Annotated in this window: 10 protein-coding genes; 9 read left to right on the top strand and 1 reads right to left on the bottom strand. The window is 72.5% G+C overall.

The window, feature by feature from the left end:
• Nucleotides 1–17 precede the first annotated feature (17 nt).
• From L2C96_RS11385 to L2C96_RS11350, 8 genes are all read left to right on the top strand, one after another.
• Nucleotides 18–1,592, top strand: a complete 1,575-nt coding sequence (locus L2C96_RS11385) for a CocE/NonD family hydrolase (protein WP_237336114.1) — start codon at nucleotides 18–20, stop codon at nucleotides 1,590–1,592.
• Nucleotides 1,593–2,525, top strand: a complete 933-nt coding sequence (locus tag L2C96_RS11380; RefSeq protein WP_237336113.1) for a R2-like ligand-binding oxidase — start codon at nucleotides 1,593–1,595, stop codon at nucleotides 2,523–2,525.
• A gap of 6 nt (nucleotides 2,526–2,531) precedes the next feature.
• The gene (locus tag L2C96_RS11375) at nucleotides 2,532–3,953 is read left to right on the top strand and encodes an MFS transporter (RefSeq protein ID WP_237336112.1); all 1,422 of its coding nucleotides are present in this window, start codon (nucleotides 2,532–2,534) and stop codon (nucleotides 3,951–3,953) included.
• An 89-nt stretch (nucleotides 3,954–4,042) separates the two neighbouring features.
• Nucleotides 4,043–5,716, top strand: a complete 1,674-nt coding sequence (locus L2C96_RS11370) for a fatty acyl-AMP ligase (protein ID WP_237336111.1) — start codon at nucleotides 4,043–4,045, stop codon at nucleotides 5,714–5,716.
• Nucleotides 5,713–11,850 carry a type I polyketide synthase gene (locus tag L2C96_RS11365; RefSeq protein WP_237336110.1) on the top strand — a complete coding sequence of 2,046 codons (6,138 nt, stop codon included), beginning with the start codon at nucleotides 5,713–5,715 and terminating at the stop codon, nucleotides 11,848–11,850. Before L2C96_RS11370 ends, L2C96_RS11365 begins: the two co-directional genes overlap by 4 nt.
• Nucleotides 11,847–13,439 carry an acyl-CoA carboxylase subunit beta gene (locus L2C96_RS11360; RefSeq protein WP_237336109.1) on the top strand — a complete coding sequence of 531 codons (1,593 nt, stop codon included), beginning with the start codon at nucleotides 11,847–11,849 and terminating at the stop codon, nucleotides 13,437–13,439. Before L2C96_RS11365 ends, L2C96_RS11360 begins: the two co-directional genes overlap by 4 nt.
• 19 nt (nucleotides 13,440–13,458) lie before the next feature.
• On the top strand, nucleotides 13,459–14,457 hold the full coding sequence (locus tag L2C96_RS11355; protein ID WP_237336108.1) for an alpha/beta hydrolase: 999 nt from the start codon (nucleotides 13,459–13,461) through the stop codon (nucleotides 14,455–14,457).
• Nucleotides 14,458–14,467: 10 nt separating this feature from the next.
• On the top strand, nucleotides 14,468–15,682 hold the full coding sequence (locus L2C96_RS11350) for a lipase family protein (RefSeq protein ID WP_237336107.1): 1,215 nt from the start codon (nucleotides 14,468–14,470) through the stop codon (nucleotides 15,680–15,682).
• An 827-nt stretch (nucleotides 15,683–16,509) separates the two neighbouring features.
• On the opposite strand, the gene L2C96_RS11345 is transcribed toward L2C96_RS11350, so the two are convergent.
• A complete protein-coding gene (locus L2C96_RS11345) occupies nucleotides 16,510–17,220 on the bottom strand; it encodes an alpha/beta hydrolase family protein (RefSeq protein WP_237336106.1) in 711 nt (236 codons plus the stop codon).
• Between the two features lie 155 nt (nucleotides 17,221–17,375).
• Here L2C96_RS11345 and L2C96_RS11340 point away from each other — a divergent pair, with 155 nt between their 5' ends.
• Nucleotides 17,376–18,290, top strand: a complete 915-nt coding sequence (locus L2C96_RS11340; protein ID WP_237336105.1) for an NAD-dependent epimerase/dehydratase family protein — start codon at nucleotides 17,376–17,378, stop codon at nucleotides 18,288–18,290.
• Nucleotides 18,291–18,379 lie beyond the last annotated feature (89 nt).

Below are 18,379 nucleotides of genomic sequence, written 5' to 3'. Positions count from 1 at the left end.
TCGTTAGCGTCGGCCCGATGAAACACCGCGTGACCGCCGTCGTTCTCGCGTTGCTGGGGACCGTCCTCCCGGGAGTGTCCACCGCGGCCGGGGGTTTCGGCACGCAGTTCCTGGACATCCACGCGGCCGACGGGGTCGCGCTCGGTTCGATGGTGCTGGAGCCGTCGACCCCGGGGCCGCACCCGCTGGCCGTCCTCATCGGAGCGTGGGGCGGCGGCCGGACGCAGAACATCATTCCGGCGCGGGACCTGGCGAACCGCGGCTACGTGGTGGTTTCCTACGGTGCACGGGGTTTCGGCGAGTCGACCGGTGAGGTCGAGGTCGCCGGGCCGGAGGACATCAGCGACGTCACGACGGTGATCGACTGGGCGCTGCGCAACACCGACGCGGATCCGTCCCGCATCGGCGTCGGCGGCGTCTCCTACGGCGCCGGGATCGCGTTGATCGCCTCCGGTTTCGACCCGCGGATCCGGGCCGTGGCCTCGCTGAGCGGGTGGGCCGACCTGGTCGCCTCGCTGAGCACGAACGACACCCGGCACGGTCTCGCCGGCCTGGTGCTCTACCTGTCGGGCAAGGCCAACGGCACGCTCAGCGCGGAAACCGACGCCATGCTCCGGACCTACCTGGAACCACGCATCTCCGACGCCGACTCGGCGGCCGTGATCGAGTGGTCCCGGCCCCGCTCGCCGGCGACGTACCTGGACCGCATCAACGCGAACCGGCCTGCGGTGCTGGCCATCCAGACGTGGAGCGAGACGATGTTCCCGCCGGGCCAGATGGCCGAGTTCTTCCAGCGCCTGACCGGGCCGAAGCGCGCCGAGTTCGTGCCCGGCGACCATGCGGCCACCGAGTCCGGCGGCCTGCTCGGACTGCCCAGCGACACGTGGACCTCGGTCTACCGCTGGTTCGACGCCCACGTGGCGGGCACCGACACCTCGATCGCAGGCGAACCGCCGGTCGTCACCCGCGCCCGCCCCGGCATGCAGCAACCGGCGTACCACTCCACTTGGGACGAGATGCTGGGCGAGCCGGAGCGCGCCTACCTCGGCGCGGACACCTTGCAGGACCAGCCCGCCGCGTGGAGCCGCAGTGTGACGGCGAACCGCGACACCGTCGCCGACGGCGGCGTGCCGCTCGCGACCTACAGCCTGGAGGCGATGACCGGCAACCCGCCGAACATCTTCCTGCCCCAGGTCGACCCGGGCAGCGGCGCGGTGTGGAGCCAGGCGCCCACGCGCGAACCGGTCGAGATCCGCGGCTCGATGCACGCACACCTGACCGTGATTCCGCCCGCCGCGACCGGCACCGCTGTCGCCTACGTCTACGACGTCGACCCGTTCGGCATGGGCAGCCTGATCAGCTACTTGCCCTACAGCTGGAAGACCGCGACGCCGGGGCAGCCGCTGCCTGCCGACTTCGTGTTCACCCCCACCGCCTACACCGTCGCCGCGGGGCACCACCTCGCGCTCGTCATCGACTCCAAGGACCCGCTGTTCCTGGACTGGAACTCCGGCGGCGGGCGGCTTGGTTTCGCCTCCACCACCGCCGATCCGGCCTGGCTCGACGTACCTGTGCAACCCGGGAGGGCTTGAGTGACCACCACTATCCGCGAGGAGTTCACCGCGCTGCGCGCCGGCGGCCTCAACTGGGACGTCCTGCCGTTGCGCCTGTTCGCCAAGGGCAACGCGAAGTTCTGGAACCCCGCCGACATCGACTTCGGCCAGGACGCGCGGGACTGGGCGGCGCTGTCGGACGCGCAGCGGTTCGCCGCGACGATGCTGTGCGCGCAGTTCGCCGGCGGCGAGGAGGCCGTCACGCACGACATCCAGCCGTTCCTGTCCGCGATGGCCGCGGAAGGCCGGTTCGCCGACGAGATGTACCTGACCCAGTTCTGCTTCGAGGAGGCCAAGCACACCCAGGTCTTCCGGTTGTGGCTGGACGCCGTCGGAGTCACCGGGAACCTGCACGAGCACGTCGAGGACAACCCTGGCTACCGGGCAATCTTCTACGACGCCCTGCCCACGGCACTGGAGCGGCTCAAGCACGATCCCAGCCCGGCGAACCAGATCCGCGCCTCGGTGGTCTACAACCACGTCGTCGAGGGCGTGCTCGCGCTGACCGGGTACTTCGTGTGGAACCGGGCCTGCCGCGCGCACGGCATCCTGCCCGGGATGCAGGAGCTGATCCGCCGTATCGGCGACGACGAACGGCGGCACATGGCGTGGGGCACGTTCACCTGCCGCCGCCACGTCGCGGCCGACGACGCGAACTGGCAGGTCGTGCAGGACGAGATGCAGGCGCTGCTGCCGCACGCCATCGCGCAGATCGAGTGGACCACGAAGAAGCTCGACGGCGACCCGTTCGACCTGCGGCTGGACGGTGTCATGGAGTACGCCGCCGACCACGCGATGCGCCGCCTCAAAGCGATCGAGTCGGCACGCGGGATGCCGGTGCACCAGATCGACCTGGACTACAGCCCGGAGCAGCTGGAAGAGGACTTCCACGACGAAGACGCGGCGCGGTGAGCGGCCGTGAACCCGGGCCGCACGCTGCTGGTCGTCGCGCTCGGCGCGTTCGTGACGACCCTGGACAACACGATCGTCGCCGCCGGGGTGCCCTCGATCGGGCACGACCTCTCGTTGGACCTCGCGACGCTGCAGTGGGTCAGCATCGGCTACATGCTGCCGTTCGCGGGCCTGCTGCTGGTCGCCGGGACGTTGGTGGACCGGTGGGGGCAGCGGGGCACGCTGGGCGGCGGGCTCGTCGCGTTCGGGCTCGGGGCGGTGGCCGGCGGCTTCGCGACCACCGGTGCGCTGCTGATCGCGGCACGCGTGGTGCAGGGCCTGGCCGCCGCGTTCCTGGTGCCCGCCCTGCTCAGCCTGCTGCGCACCAACCTGGACAGCAGGCAGCGGGCCGTCGGCGCGACGCTCTGGACGGCGTGCCTCGCGGTGGCGCTCGCGCTCGGCCCGACGCTGGGCGGGCTGCTGTCCGAGTACCTCGGCTGGAGCTGGATCTTCTTCAGCAACGTGCCGTTCGTGCTGGTCATGCTCGTGTTGCTGCCGGCGACCGCGGGCACCGGACGGGTGCGGGACGCGCGGCGGCCCGCTCTCGGCGCGATGGTGCTGGTGACGGCTGGGCTCGTGCTGGTCGCGGCCGCGATGGTCGGACTCGGCGACGACGCCCGGCTGGCCGAGGCGGCGCCGCTGCTGGGCGGGCTGGCCCTGATCGCCTGGTTCGCGGTGCGGGAACGCCGCGCGCGGGAGCCGCTCGTGCCGCGCGATCTGGTGCGGGAACGGGTGTTCACCGGGGCGCTGGCCGTGCAACTGCTGTGGGGACTCGGGGTGTCCGGGATCTTCTTCTTCACCCCGTTGCTGCACCAGGACTCGCTGGGCCTGAGCCCGGTGGGCGCGGGCCTGCCGCTGGTGCTGGTCGCGGTCGCCATCATGGCGGTGACCCCGGCGGTGCCGCGGATCATGGCGCGGCTCGGTCCACATCGGACGGTCTGTGCCGGGCTGCTGGTGGTGGCGCTCGGTCTGCTCGCCGTGGCCGTGATCAACCACATCCCCGAGGTGCCGCCGCGGATACCCGGCCTGCTCCTGATCGGCGCCGGCTCGGCGCTGACCACGCCGCTGACTTCGTACTTCCTGGAAATCATCGACGAACGGCACGCGGGCACCGCATCGGGACTGCTGACGGCGTCCCGTGAGCTGTCCAGCGCCATGGGTGTCGCGCTGATCGGCGCGGTACTCACGGCGGTGCGCGCCGCCCGGTTGGACGAGGGCGCGCTGGGCGGGCCCGCGCTCGCCACCGGTTACACCGCCGGGCTCATCGTCGCGGCGGCTTTGGAAATAGCCGGTGCGGTGCTCGCCCTGTGGGTGTTCCGCGCGCCCGCCCGCAAAGTTCTGCCTGTCGTGACAACGGAGTCGGCCGGATCCTCGTCCCGCGGTGAGTAAGCCGGACACGATCGATTGACACCCCATTCAGCCCGAAAATAACCTCCGGCGCACGGATTTTTCGGGCACGGAATTCCCCGAGGGACTCGATGACTGAGAACTCTTCGTTCGCGACCATGCTCGGACACTGGGCCCGCGTGCAGGGCGACGAGATCGCCGTGACGTTCCTGGACTACCGCACCAGCGCGGACGGCAACGCGATTTCCCTGACCTGGCGCGAACTCGACGACCGCGTGAGCGCGGTGGCGGAGCGCGCCCGCGAGCTGGCCCTGCCGGGCGACCGCGCGGCCGTGCTGGTGAACCAGTCCGCCGACTACGTGGTGGCGTTCCTCGCGGCGATCCGCGCCGGCCTGGTCGCCGTCCCGTTGTTCGCGCCGTCCCTGCCCGGGCACGGCGACCGGCTCACCGCGGTGCTCGACGACTGCTCGCCGGCGCTCGTGCTGACCACCGACGACGAGCGCGACGACGTCAAGGGACTGGTGACCGGACCGGAAATCCTGGTGTTGGACGCGGTTCCGGCCGAGCCGGGCAGGCGGGAGTGGCCGGCGCCGGACCCGGACGACCTCGCCTACCTGCAGTACACCTCGGGTTCGACGCGCAGCCCGGCGGGCGTCATGCTGACGCACCGCAACGTGGTCACCAACGCGCAGCAGGCGTTGCGGGCCTACGGCGCGCGGCGCGGCGCCACGTCGACGGTGAGCTGGCTGCCGCTGTTCCACGACATGGGCCTGATCCTCGGCACCGGCGCGCCCGTGGTCGGCGGCCTGACCTCGGTGCTGATGGACCCGCTGGCGTTCCTGGAGCGGCCGGAGCGGTGGCTGCGCGCGTTGTCGGCGAGCCCGGGCGCGATCAGCGCCGCGCCGAACTTCGCCTACGCCTACAGCGCGTCCCGGGTGTCCGAGCGGGAGAAGAGCTACCTGGAGCTGAGCCGGGTGGTGTCGCTGATCAACGGCAGCGAACCGGTTCTGCCGTCGACGATCGCGAAGTTCCAGGACGCGTTCGCCGAGTGCGGGCTGCGGCCCGAGGTGCACCGCGCGTCCTACGGCCTCGCGGAGGCGACCGTGCTGGTGTCGGTGACCGACGCCGGATCGCCGTCGCGGCAGGTCACCTTCGACCGGGACCGGCTCGCGGCCGGCACCGCGACACCCGCCTCCGGCGGCGCCACCACGACCCTGGTGTCCTGCGGGCGGCCGGTGGACCAGCGGATCCGGATCGTCGACCCGGACGGGGTCCCGGTCCCGGACGGCACGGTGGGCGAGATCTGGGTCAGTGGCCCGAACATCGGCCGGGGCTACTGGAACCGTCCGGACGCCACCTTCGGCCGCCGCGTGCCCGGCGAACCCGGCGACTGGCTGGCGACCGGTGACCTCGGGGTCCTGTTCGAGGGCGAGCTGTTCATGACGGGCCGGATGAAGGACCTGATCATCGTCGATGGCCGCAACCACTACCCGCAGGACGTCGAGCAGACCGTCGAGGCGCACCCGGTGGTCCGGCCGCACTCCGCCGCCGCCTTCTCGGTGCCGGGCGAGGACGGCGAAGCGGCGGTGGTCGTGCTGGAACGCGCTCGCGACACCGAGGCGGACTACGGCGAAGTGGCGGCCTGGCTGCGGTCCGAGGTGTCCGCGGTGCACGGCCTGCGGTTGCGCGACGTCGTGTTCACCGAACCCGGCGAGGTGCCGAGAACGTCGAGCGGCAAGATCAGCCGGGCGCTGACCCGGCAGCGCTACCTCGACGGCTCGCTCGACGCGCGGCGGCTCGCATGACCGGCCTGCGGGCCTGGCTGGTGGACCGGGTGGCCACCACGCTGGGCGTTCCCGCCGTCGAGGTCGACCCGGCGAAGCCGTTACAGGAGACCGGGTTGTCCTCCCGCGACGCGATGGCGCTGACCGGCGACCTCGGCCGGTTCCTCGGCCGGTCGCTGCCCGCGACCCTGGTCTGGGAGCACCCGACGATCAACGACCTCGTCGCCGCACTGTCCGATGTGGAGCGCGAGACGACGGCGCAGTGGACCCCGGATCCGGGCGAGCCGGTCGCGGTCGTCGGGATCGGGTGCCGCCTGCCCGGCGGCATCACCTCACCCGACGGGTTCTGGCGGTTCCTCGAGTCCGGCGGCGACGGGATCGGCGACCTGCCCGAGGGCCGCTGGGAGTCCTTCGCCGACGCCGCCGAGCTGGCCGCGCTGCCGCGCCGGGGCGGCTTCCTCGACGACGCGCTGCGGTTCGACGCCGCCTTCTTCGGCATCACCCCGCGTGAGGCCGAGGCGATGGACCCGCAGCAACGGCTGCTGCTCGAAGTCGCCTGGGAGGCGCTGGAGCACGCGGGCATCCCGCCGTCCTCGCTGCGCGGCACGCGCACCGGCGTGTTCGTCGGGCTGTCGGCCGCCGAGTACGGCTACCTGACGATGACCGACGTGTCCGCGATCGACGCGTGGTCCGGCACCGGCGCCGCCGCGAGCATCGCCGCGAACCGGCTGTCCTACCTGCTCGACCTGCGCGGCCCGAGCCTCACGATCGACACCGCGTGCTCGTCCTCGCTGGTCGCCGTCCACCAGGCGGTGCAGAGTCTGCAGCGCGGCGAGATCGGCACCGCGCTGGTCGGCGGCGTGAACCTGCTGCTCACCCCGGGGATCACCGCGAACTTCACCGAGGCCGGGGTGCTCGCCGCGGACGGCCGGTGCAAACCGTTCGACGCGCACGCCGACGGGATCGCCCGTGGCGAAGGCTGCGGGGTCGTCGTGCTGAAGCCGCTGCGCGCGGCGCGCCGCGACGGCGACCGGGTGCTGGCGGTGATCCGCGGCAGCGCGGTCAACTCCGACGGCCGCTCCAACGGCATCACCGCGCCCAACCCGGAGGCGCAGGCGGCGCTGCTGCGGGACGCCTACGCGGCGGCCGGGCTGGATCCGTCCGTCGTGGACTACGTCGAGGCGCACGGCACCGGGACGCTGCTCGGCGACCCGATCGAAGCCGGGGCGCTCAAGCGGGTGCTGGGCCGCGACGCGGACCGGCCGCTGCTCCTCGGCTCGGTGAAGAGCAACCTCGGCCACCTCGAGGGCGCGGCCGGCATCACCGGCCTCATCAAGACCGTGCTCGCGTTGTCCCGGCGGCGGGTGCCGCCGAGCCTGCACTACCGCGAGCCGAACCCGCACATCGACTTCGACGGCCTGCGGGTGGTCACCGAGCCGGCGCCCTGGCCGCGGTACTCCGGTGTGGCCAGGGCGGGCGTGTCGGCGTTCGGGTTCGGCGGCACCAACGCGCACGTCGTGCTGGAGGAGTGGCCGGCGAACCCGCGGTTCGCGGACGACGGCGGGCCGCACGTGTTCGCCGTGTCCGACCGGTCCGCCGACGGGCTGCGGGATCGGGCTGCCGAGCTGGCCCGCTGGGTCGAGTCGTCCGACGTGCCGATGAGCGCGGTGGCCTCGACGCTGGCCCACGGCCGCGACAACCTGCCGGTGCGCGCCGCCGTCGTCGCCTCCACCCGGGAGGAGCTGGCAGCCGCGCTCCGGGACGTGACGCCGGCGCAGGGCGGCCTCGACGGGGTCGTCTTCGTGTTCTCCGGCTACGGCTCGCAGTGGACCGGCATGGGGCGGCGGCTGCTGGAGACCGAACCCGCGTTCGCCGCCGAGGTGGACCGGCTCGACCCGGTGTTCCGCGCCGAGGCCGGGTTCTCGCTGCGGGAGGTGCTGGCCGGCGAACCGCCGGACCTGGCCGCGACGCAGCTGGCGCTGTTCGGGATGCAGGTCGCCCTCGCCGGGTTGTGGCGGGCGCACGGCGTGACTCCCGCCGCGGTGCTCGGGCAGTCCATGGGCGAGGTCGCCGCCGCCGTGGTCGCCGGGGCGCTGGACGTCGCCGACGGTCTGCGGGTGATGACGACGCGGGCGCGGCTGCTGGGGGAGATCGACTCGGCGGGCACGGGCGCGATGGCCGTGGTCGAGGCGCCGGCCGCGGAGATCGCCGAGTTCGCCGGGGTCGAGGTCGCGGTGTACGCGTCGGCGTCGCAGTGCACGGTCACCGGCGACGCCGAAGCGGTCGCGTCGCTGGTGTCGCATGTGGAGGGTCAGGGCCGGTTCGCGAAGCTGCTGCCGGTGAGCGGGGCCGGGCACTCACCCGCAGTCGACGCGATCCTGGACCGGTTCCGCGCCGGGCTCGCGATCGAGCCGGGCAGCCCGGAGGTGCCCTGCTACACCAGCGTCCTCGACGACCCGCGGGACAAGCCGCTGTTCGACGTGGACTACTGGGCGGCGAACCTGCGCCGCCCGGTGCGGTTCGCGCAGGCACTGGCGGCGGCGGTGGAGGACGGCCACGGCACGTTCGTGGAGATCGCCCCGCACCCGGTGGCACTCGCGGCGGTCGAGCAGGCCGGGGCGACCGGGTTGCCGACGACGAACCGCAAGACCGACGAGCAGCTCGCGTTCCTGACCAGCCTCGCCCGCCTGCACGTGCTCGGCCACCCCGCCGTGTTGACCACGCGGGAGCCGAAACAACCGGTCGCCGACCTGCCCGGCGCGGTGTGGCGGCACGAGCGGTTCTGGGCTCACCGGCGGGCGCGTGCGGCCGGTCACCCGCTGCTGGGCACGCACGCCGAGGTGCCGGGCAGCAGCCAGCGCGTGTGGCGCGGGGAGATCGGCACGGACCGGCACCCGTGGCTCGCCGACCACGCGGCCTTCGGCACGCCGATCTTCCCGGCGACCGGGTTCGTCGAGCTGGCGCTGTCCGCGGCCGGACCACGCGTCACCGACGTCGAGCTGCGTCAGATCCTGCCGCTCGGCCCCGAGCAGGAGGTCACGACGTCGCTGGCGGAGGGCGTGATCAGCGTGCACACCAAGTCGGGCGACTGGGTCTGCCACGCCACGGCCCGGGTCGGCGAGGAGGTGCCGCTGGAGCCGCTCGGCCCGGTCGACGGCGAGCCGGTCGACCTCTACGCGGCGCTGGACGCGATGGGCATGAGCTACGGGCCGGCGTTTCGGCTGCTGCGCGACGTCACCGCGATCGCGGGACGTGCGTCGGCGGCCGTCGACCTGCCGAAGCCGGCCGGGCACGTGCTGCACCCCGCCCTGGCCGACGCCTGCCTGCACGCCCTGGCCGCCGCGACCGGTCCGGCGCTGCGTGAGGCCGACGGGCTGTTCCTGCCGATGTCGATCGGCGCGGTCACGGTCGCCGGTGACCCGCGGTCCGGGGTGCGGGTCGACGCCGTCGTGGACTCGCTGTCCGGCGACGACCTGCGTGGCACGGTGCAGCTCGTCGCCGCCGACGGCGCGGTGCTGGCCGAGTTCCGCGACGTGCACGCCCGCCGGTTCCGTCGGTCCGCGCTGCCGGTTCCGTTGTCCGGCAAGCTGTTCGAGGCGACCTGGACGCGGGCCGGCCTGCCCGGCGCGGCCGAGGAGGACCGGACCTGGGTTCTGCTGCACCACGGCGAGCCGGGCCTGCGGTTCGGCGACGACCGCGTGGTCGTGGTCCCGCCGGACGACCCGCAGGCCCTGCGTGCCGCGTTGGCGACCCGGCCGGACGGCGTGGTGTGGTTCGCCCGAGAGGCGGACGGCCCGGAGCTCGTGCACGAGGTCACGCGGGTGGTCGCGGAGCTGGCCGAATCGCCCGCCCGGCTGTGGCTGGTAACCGGTTCGGCGGCCGCGGTCGACCCCGGCGAGGCGGGCCGCCCGGACCTGGCGTGCCTGCGGGCGCTGGTGCGGGTGCTCGCGTTCGAGCACCCCGAGCTGCACGCGAGCCTGGTCGACGTCGACCCGGAGTCGCTCGACCAGCTGCCCGCCGAGCTGCGCGCGGACGGCCCGGACGACGAGATCGCCTGGCGCCGCGGCGTCCGGCACACCCGGGAGCTGACCCGGCCCCGGCTCGGGACGGCCGAGCGGCCGGTGGTGCGCGACGGCGCCTACGTGATCACCGGCGGGCTCGGCGGGCTGGGCCTGGTCGCGGCGCGCTGGCTGGCCGAGAGGGGCGCGACGCGGATCGTCCTGTCGTCCCGGAGCGTGCGTGCGGTCGACGTGCCCGGCGCGGTCGTGGTGGCGGGGGACATCGCCGAACCCGGGGTCGCCGAGCGGCTCGTCGAGGCGGCGACCAGCGGTGGGATGCCGCTGCGCGGTGTCCTGCACGCGGCCGGAGTGCTCGCCGACGGCGCGGCCGTGTCGCTGACCCCGGGGCAGCTGGCGACGGCGTGGCGGCCGAAGGCGACGGGCGCCTGGCGCCTGCACGAGGCCACGCTCGGCCACGACCTGGACTGGTGGCTGGTCTACTCCTCGGCGGCCGCGTTGTTCGGCTCGCCCGGCCAGACCGCCTACGCGATGGCCAACGCCTACGCCGACGCGCTCGTGGAGTGGCGCCGCGCCCACGGCCTGCCCGCCGCGACGATCAACTGGGGCGCGTGGGGCGAGGCGGGCGCCGTGGTCGGCACGACGAACCCGGTGCTCGAACCGCTCGGCACCGCCGAGGCGCTGGAAGCGCTGGAGGCCGTCCTGGCCCGCGACCGGGCGGCCACCGGCGTGGCCCGGCTCGACGCGGACGCTGTGCTCGAACTGTTCCCGCGCCTCGCCGACCGGCCGTTCTTCGACCTGCTCGTGCCGCGGCGCACGGCGGCGTCGGCGTGGCCGGGCATGGCGGCGCTGGAACCGGCGACCGCGCACGCGGCCATCGCCGACCACCTGACGTCGCTGGTCGCCGGACTGATGGGCTTCGCGCCGGAACAGGTCGACCGGCACGTGCCGCTCACCCAGCTCGGCCTGGACTCGCTGCTCGCGATGCGGGCGCGCGGCGCGGTCGAGCGGGACTTCGGCCTCCCGCTGCCGGTGCCGATGCTGCTGCGCGGCGCGAGCCTCGCCGAGCTGGCGGCGCACCTCGCGGAGCAGGCCGGGTTCGACGCCGGTACCAGTGCGGTCACCGAGGTCGTCGTCGGGCCGCGCGATCCCGCCGAGCGCTGGGTCGCCCGGCACTGGCACGACGTGCTCGGCCGCTTCTCCGGGGTGCACGAGGACTTCCCCGGCGATCCGGCCGAGCTGCGCGCGGCGATGTCGGCCGAACTGGCGGACCTGCCCACGAACCTGTTCGACCGGCCGACGATCGCCGCGATGGCCGACCTGCTGCGCGACCGGATCGAGGGCTCCGGGCCGGTGCGCTGCCTGCGTGCGGGCACCGGGACCCCGGTGTTCCTGTTCCACCCGGCAGGCGGACCGGCGAGTGTCTACACGCGACTGGTGCGTGACCTGCCTGGCGAGTTCCCGGTGTACGGGTTCGAGCGGCTGGACGACCTGGACACCGTCGAGGCGAAGGCGGCCCGCTACCTGGAGATGATCCGCGAGATCCAGCCGCGCGGGCCGTACCGGCTCGGCGGGTGGTCGTTCGGCGGCTGCCTCGCCTACGAGTGCGCGCGGCAGCTGGACGAGCCGGTGGAGCTGGTGTTCCTGATCGACACCATCCTCCCGCTGCCTGCCGACGCGCCGGCCGAGGACCTGCTGCTGGACCGGTTCGACCGGTTCGCCACGCACATCGAGCAGACCTACGGCGTCGCGCTGGACATCCCGCGCGACGAACTGGCCCGGCTCGGCGAGGGTGACCAGATCGGGCTCGTGATGCGGCAGCTGGCGGAGAAGGTGCCCGGGCTGGGCGAGGGCGTGCTGCACCACCAGTACACGTCCTATGTGGACGCCCGGGTTGCGGAGCGGTACGCGCCGCAGCGGTACGACGGACCGGTGGTGCTGCTCCGCGCGCAGGAGCCGCATCCGCTGACCACCGCGCTCGACCCGCGCTACCTGCGTGCCGACGAGGCGCTGGGCTGGGACGAGTTCTGCCCGGACCTGGAGATCGTGCGGGTGCCCGGCGACCACGTGTCGATGATCGACCCTCCGCACGTGTCCGTCATCGCGGCCGCGCTCGGCGACCGGATCACACGGAAGTGAGGACCGCAGTGGACGTCCCGTTCGCCCCGACGACCGCCTACCGGATCGCCGACCTGGCCGCCCGTCAGGACGAGGCAGTGCGCATCGCCGAGAAGCGCGCGATCGACCGGCAGCACGCGAAGGGCAAGCTGACCGCCCGCGAGCGCATCGACCTGCTCGTCGACGACGGGTCGTTCGTCGAGCTGGACCAGTTCGCGCGGCACCGCTGCACCGAGTTCGGCATGGACGGCAACCGCCCCTACGGCGACGGCGTGGTCACCGGCCATGCCACTGTGGACGGTCGTCCGGTGTGCCTGTTCTCGCAGGACTTCAGCGTGTTCGGCGGCAGCATGGGGGAGGTCTTCGGCGAGAAGGTCCTCAAGGTGATGGACCTGGCGATGTCGATCGGCTGCCCGGTCATCGGCATCAACGACTCCGGCGGCGCGCGCATCCAGGAAGGCGTGGTGTCGCTGGCCTACTACGCCGAGCTGGGGCGGCGCAACGCGCACGCGTCCGGGGTGATCCCGCAGATCTCCGTGATCATGGGCCCGTGCGCGGGCGGCGCGGTGTACTCGCCCGCGATCACCGACTTCACCGTGATGGTCGAGGACACCTCGCACATGTTCGTCACCGGACCGGACGTCGTGCACGCCGTGACCGGCGAGCGGGTCACCGCCCAGCAGCTCGGCGGCGCCGCGGTCAACAGCGAGATCTCCGGCAACGCCCACCACCGCGCGACCGACGAGCGGGACGCGATCGACTGGGTGCAGACCCTGCTCGGCTACCTGCCGCTGAACAACCTGGACGCCGCGCCGGAGTACGCGGATGAAACGTCCCGCGAGATCACCCCGGCGGACCTCGAACTGGACCGGATCGTCCCGGACTCGCTCAACCAGGCCTATGACATGACCGAGGTGATCCGGCGCCTGGTCGACGACGGCGAGTTCACCGAGATCCACGGAGCGTTCGCGCCCAACATGATCTGCGCGTTCGGCCGCGTCGAGGGCCGCTCGGTCGGGATAGTGGCGAACCAGCCGCTCCGGCAGGCGGGGGTGATCGACATCGACGCCTCCGAGAAGGCCGCCCGGTTCGTGCGGTTCTGCGACGCGTTCGGCATCCCGATCGTCACCCTGGCCGACGTGCCCGGCTACCTGCCCGGCACCGAGCAGGAACGGCAGGGCATCATCCGGCGCGGCGCGAAGCTGATCTACGCCTACTCCGAGGCGACCGTGCCGAAGGTGACCGTGGTGACCCGCAAGGCCTACGGCGGCGGGTACGCGGTGATGGGTTCCAAGCACCTCGGGGCGGACGTCAACCTGGCCTGGCCCACCGCCGAGATCGCGGTGATGGGCGCCGAGGGCGCGGTCGAGGTGCTGCACCGGCACGAGCTCGCTCGGTTGTCCACAGAGGACCGGGTGGTGGCTGTCCGGCGGCTGACCGAGGAGTACCGCAAGCACCACGCGAGCCCGTACCTGGCCGCGGAGCGCGGATACGTGGACATGGTCGTGCCGCCGTCGCAGACCCGGCTCCAGGTGGCTCGCGCGCTGCGCACGCTCCGCACGAAACGGCAGACGCTGCCGGCGAAGAAGCACGGCAACATCCCGCTGTGAAACCACCCGAGGAGAACCGATGAGAACCGACCGGGCCGGGCGCCGCCGTCGCCGCTGGGCCTTGCTGGTGTTACCCGTCGTCGCCGTGATCGCCGGTGCCGCCCTGGCCGCGCCGGTGTCGGCCGCCACGGTCAGCGCCGACGATGGAGCGAAAGTGGTCAAGGAGACCTGGATCGACGACCGCACGGTCGACCTGGAGATCGACTCGCCCGCGCTGGGCGAGACCGGCATGGTGCGGCTGATCGTGCCGGTGAAGTGGCGCGCCGAACCCGCCCGGACCTGGCCGACGTTGTGGCTGCTGCACGGGTGCTGCGAACCGGCGGAATACCAGTCCTGGGACCGGTTCACCGACGTGAAGGCGTTCACCGCGGACAAGGACGCGATCGTCGTCATGCCCTCCGACGGCGAGGCAGGCATGTACACGAAGTGGTGGAACTTCGGGCTGAAGTCCACACCGGACTGGGACCGGTTCCACACTGAGGAGGTCCGCCAGATCGTCGAGCGCGGCTACCGCGGCGGCACGAAACGCGCGGTGGCCGGGGTGTCCATCGGCGGCTACGGCGCGCTCGCGTACGCGTTCCTGCACAAGGGGATGTTCGGCGCGGCCGCCTCCTACAGCGGGATCCCCAACACGTTGTTCCCCGGCACGCCCGAGGTGATCCAGGGCATCCTGATCCGCGCCGGGCACTACAACTTCTTCGACCTGTGGGGCGACGAGAAGGCGAGCTGGCCGATCTGGTGGTCCCGCAACCCGTACGACCACATCGACGACCTGCGCGGCACCGCGCTCTACATCTCGTGCGGCGATGGCCGGACCGGCCCGCTGGATCCGCCGGGGCAGTCCGATCCGCTGGAACCGGCGGCGCTGCTCACGTCCAAGAGCTTCACCGAAAAGCTGAAGCGAATGGGCGTTCCGGCCACTGTGGACTACTACGGCGCAGGCACCCACAGCTGGCCGTACTGGGAACGGGCACTGCACAACTCGTGGCCGGTGCTCGCTCCGGCTCTTGGTCTGTGAAGGAGAAAATGTGAAGAACCGCAATTTCCGCCGACGGCTGCTGGCCGCGCTGGTGGGTTTCGTGCTGCTCGCGGGCGGCGCGGTGGCCATGTCGGCGCCGTCCGCGGTGGCGGCTCCAGTTCTGCCGGGCCCGTTCGACGACTCGTTCTACACCCCGCCGTCGCCGCTCCCGGCGGGCAACGCCGGTGACGTGATCCGCTGGCGGCCCGCGGTGCCGCTGATGAACGCGGCGAACGCGGACGCCTGGGAGGTCATGTACCTGTCGACGAACGCGCTGGGCGCGCGCAACGCGGTGACCGGCACGGTGCTGGTGCCGAAGGGCGTGGACCCGGCGAAGGCGCCGATCGTCGGGTTCGCCGTCGGGACGCAGGGCCCGGCGTTCAAGTGCACCCCGTCGAAAGCCATCGAGCGCGGCACGCTCTACGACCAGCCCGCCATCAACGACTCGCTGGCCAGCGGCTACGCGGTCGCGGTCACCGACTACGAGGGCTACTCGCCGAACACGGTGCCGACCTACATCACCGGGCAGTCCATGGGCCCCGCGGTGATCGACTCCGTGCGCGCGGCGCAGCGGCTTTCGCAGGCCGGGCTGTCCGACGACGCCAAGGTGATCTTCCAGGGCTACTCGCAGGGCGGCGGGGGCGCGCTGTGGGCGGCGGAGAAGCAGCCGGCGTACGCGCCGGAGATGAACCTGGTGGGCGTGGTGGCCGGCGGGGTGCCCGCGGACCTGACCGACGTCGCGAAGGGCCTGGACGGCTACCTGGGCTTCGGCTTCCTGGCGTTCGCCGCGGTCGGCCTGGACACCGCGTACCCGGAGCTCGACCTGGACTCCTACCTCAACGACACGGGACGGCAGCAGATCGCCGAGGCCAAGCAGAACGCGTGCGTGGTGGAGCTGCTGACCAACTACGCGTTCAAGAAGATCTCCGACTACACGACGTCGAACCCGCTGGAAACCCCGGCGTGGCAGGCGCGCCTGGCGGAGAACAAGCTCGGGGCGGCGCCGCCGCGGGTCCCGGTGTTCCAGTACCACGCCGCGACGGACGAAATCGTGAACACGCCCCAGGCGGACGCGCTGCACAAGCATTATTGCGCGGCGGGCGTGACGGAGCAGTGGAACACCTACGTGTCCGACCACTTGAGCGGCATCTTCGCCGGCAACGCCGACGCCCACCGGTGGATCGTGGACCGGTTCGCCGGCAAGGAGGCCCCGACAAACTGCTGACGGCGGCTGGCGGTCTCTTAGCTTCGAGGAGGCTGCTGCTGGCGGTCCTTGGCTTTGACTCCACAGGTTTGCCCCGCCAAACGTGAGGGTTGGGCGGCCCGGCTTCCCACCGGACCGCCCAACCCTCACACTCGTTTGCCGCCCAGTGCCGCCGATGAAGGGCCCATTCATGCGGATACGACTGGCCCACTCGCCCGGCCCACTCGCTCGGCCTGGTCGCTCGGCCTACTCGCTCGGCCTGGTCGCCCGGCCTACGCCCAGCCCACTCGCCCGGCCCATTCCCGGCCTACTCGCCCGGCCCGGTCGCCCGGCCCACTCGCTCGGCCCGGTCGCCCCGCGCCGGGCTCTGCCGCGCGGACTTCACTCACCTCCCGGCCCGTGTCGCGCCGATGAACGGTCCATTCATCACTTCGCGAGTGGTCCATTCACGCGGCCCAGATGACCCACCCCGGGATGCGATTCCCCGTCCCAGCCCTCGGCGGCGCGTGAACGGTCCATTCATCGCTTCGCGACTGGCCCACTCGCGCGGCCCGGGCGCCCCGCCGCAGCCTGGCGCCCCGCCGCAGGCTCCGCCGCCCAGTCCGCACGCACCTCGCTGCCGGTGCCGCCGATGAACGGTCCATTCATCCCACATGACTGGTCCATTCACGCGGCCCAGGCGACCCACCTCGGGTTGAGATTCCCCGTCCCGCCCCTCGGCTGCGCATGAATGGTCCATTCATCGCAGCGCGACTGGCCCACTCGCGCCAGCACGAAGTGTCCACCCGCGCCACCGCCGGACATCTCAGGCGCAACCACCGGGCATCTCAGCGCAACCGCCGGGCATTTCAGCGCAGGTGCCGCTCGAAGAACCGTCCCGTGCTCTCCAGTTCGAAGCGCGGCACGTCGGCGTGCCGGCCGGGGTTGGCGTGCAGGCTCTTCTCCTCCGATGCGAACGCGTCGAACAGCGCCAAGCCCGCCTCGCGCGGGATGAGTTCGTCGTCCCACTGGAGCAGGAACTCGATCGGGATCCGCACCCGCCGCGCGGCCTCCACCAGCAGATCTCCGGCGAGCCCGAACACCGCCGCGGCTATCCGCCGGTCCGCGGCGGCCAACGGGATCCCGGTCGCACTGCCCATCGACACACCCCAGAACCCGACCGGCCCGACCCCCGGCAGCGCGTCCAGCACCCGCTGCCACTCGGGCACAGCCTGCGTCGCCCGGGAGACGTTGTCCCGCGCGATCTCGTCGAGGACCGGCTCGCCCGCCGCCATCCGCTGCCGGATCAGCGCGCGGATCCGCTCGTCCTGCTCGGTGCGTGGCCGGTCACCGTGCCCCGGCGCGTCAATGGCCACGACCGACAAACCGCAGGCCCGCACGAAGTGGTGGGCTCGTGCCACCATGCCCGGGGCCTTCTTGTGCTGCCCGCCGCCGTGTGCCAGGAGCACCAGCGGACCGCCGACGGCGCCGACCGGTGACCAGAACACACCGGTGACGTCGCCGAGCGAGAACGAACGTTCCGAGACGCCGTCAGCAGCCGTCTCCGAGATGAAGCGCATGAGTGATGCCTTTCGGGAGGAGAACCCAACCGGATACCGCGAAAATGGGTCTCACCTCCTCAGGCCGTCACGAACGCCGCGACGTTACCCATCCGCTCGCCTGTGATCAACATGGTTTTCCGGTTTTTCCAGTGCCCGTGTGCCAAGGTGGCCTCATGAAGGTGTTCGTCACCGGAGGCACCGGCGCGATCGGTGGGCACACTGTTCCCGCGTTGGTCCGATCGGGTCACGAGGTCACCGCGTTGTCCCGGAGCGCAGAAAAGGACGCCGTGCTCGAACGGCAGGGCGCGACGCCCGTGCGGGCGGACCTGTTCGACCGCGCGGCACTGGCGGAGGCGATGGCCGGGCAGGATGCCGTGATCAACCTGGCCACCGCGATCCCGCCGACGTCCAAGTTCCTGGTGCCGGGGGCGTGGCGGGCCAACGAGCGGATCCGGACAGTCGGCTCGGCGACGGTCGTGGACGCGGCGCTGGACGCCGGCGTCGGGCGGGTCGTGCAGGAGTCGGTCAGCATGTTGTACCGGGACCGGGGCGCCGAGTGGGTCGACGAGGACTCCCCGGTCGACCACTTCCCGATGACCCGCGGCAACTACGCGGCCGAAGCCAACGCGAGCCGCTTCACCGCGGCCGGGGGCGCCGGCGTCGTGCTGCGGTTCGGCTGGTTCTACGGCCCCGGCGCGGCACATGCCGAGGAGATGCTGGCCGCGGCACGGCGGCACATCGGCATGATGCTGGGTCCGCCGGAGGGCTACCTCTCGCCGATCCACCTGGCCGACGCGGCCTCCGCGGTGGTCGAGGCGCTGGCGGCGCCGTCCGGCACGTACAACGTCGTGGACGACGAGCCGCTGACGAAGCGCGCGTTCACCGAGGCACTGGCACGCGCCGCCGGAGCACGGCTGTGGGTACGCGGCCCGGGCCGGGCGGCGCTGCTCCTCGGCGAGCGGCTGACCTCGCTGACTCGCTCACTGAGGGTGAGCAACGCCCGCTTCCGCACGGCGACCGGCTGGGCGCCGCGATACCCGAGCGCGCGGGAGGGCTGGCTCGCGACGGCTGCGGCGCTGTCCCGCTGAGGGCAAGGTGCCCTTCCGAGGGGAGGGACGCGGCTTGGACTGCGCGATTGGATGCCGCGGTAGCCGAGTGCGCGGGAGGGCTCGCTCGC

It is taken from the genome of Amycolatopsis tucumanensis (genome assembly GCF_021654135.1).
GTDB lineage: Bacteria > Actinomycetota > Actinomycetes > Mycobacteriales > Pseudonocardiaceae > Amycolatopsis_E > Amycolatopsis_E tucumanensis.
This window is presented reverse-complemented; position numbering and strand designations above follow the sequence as displayed.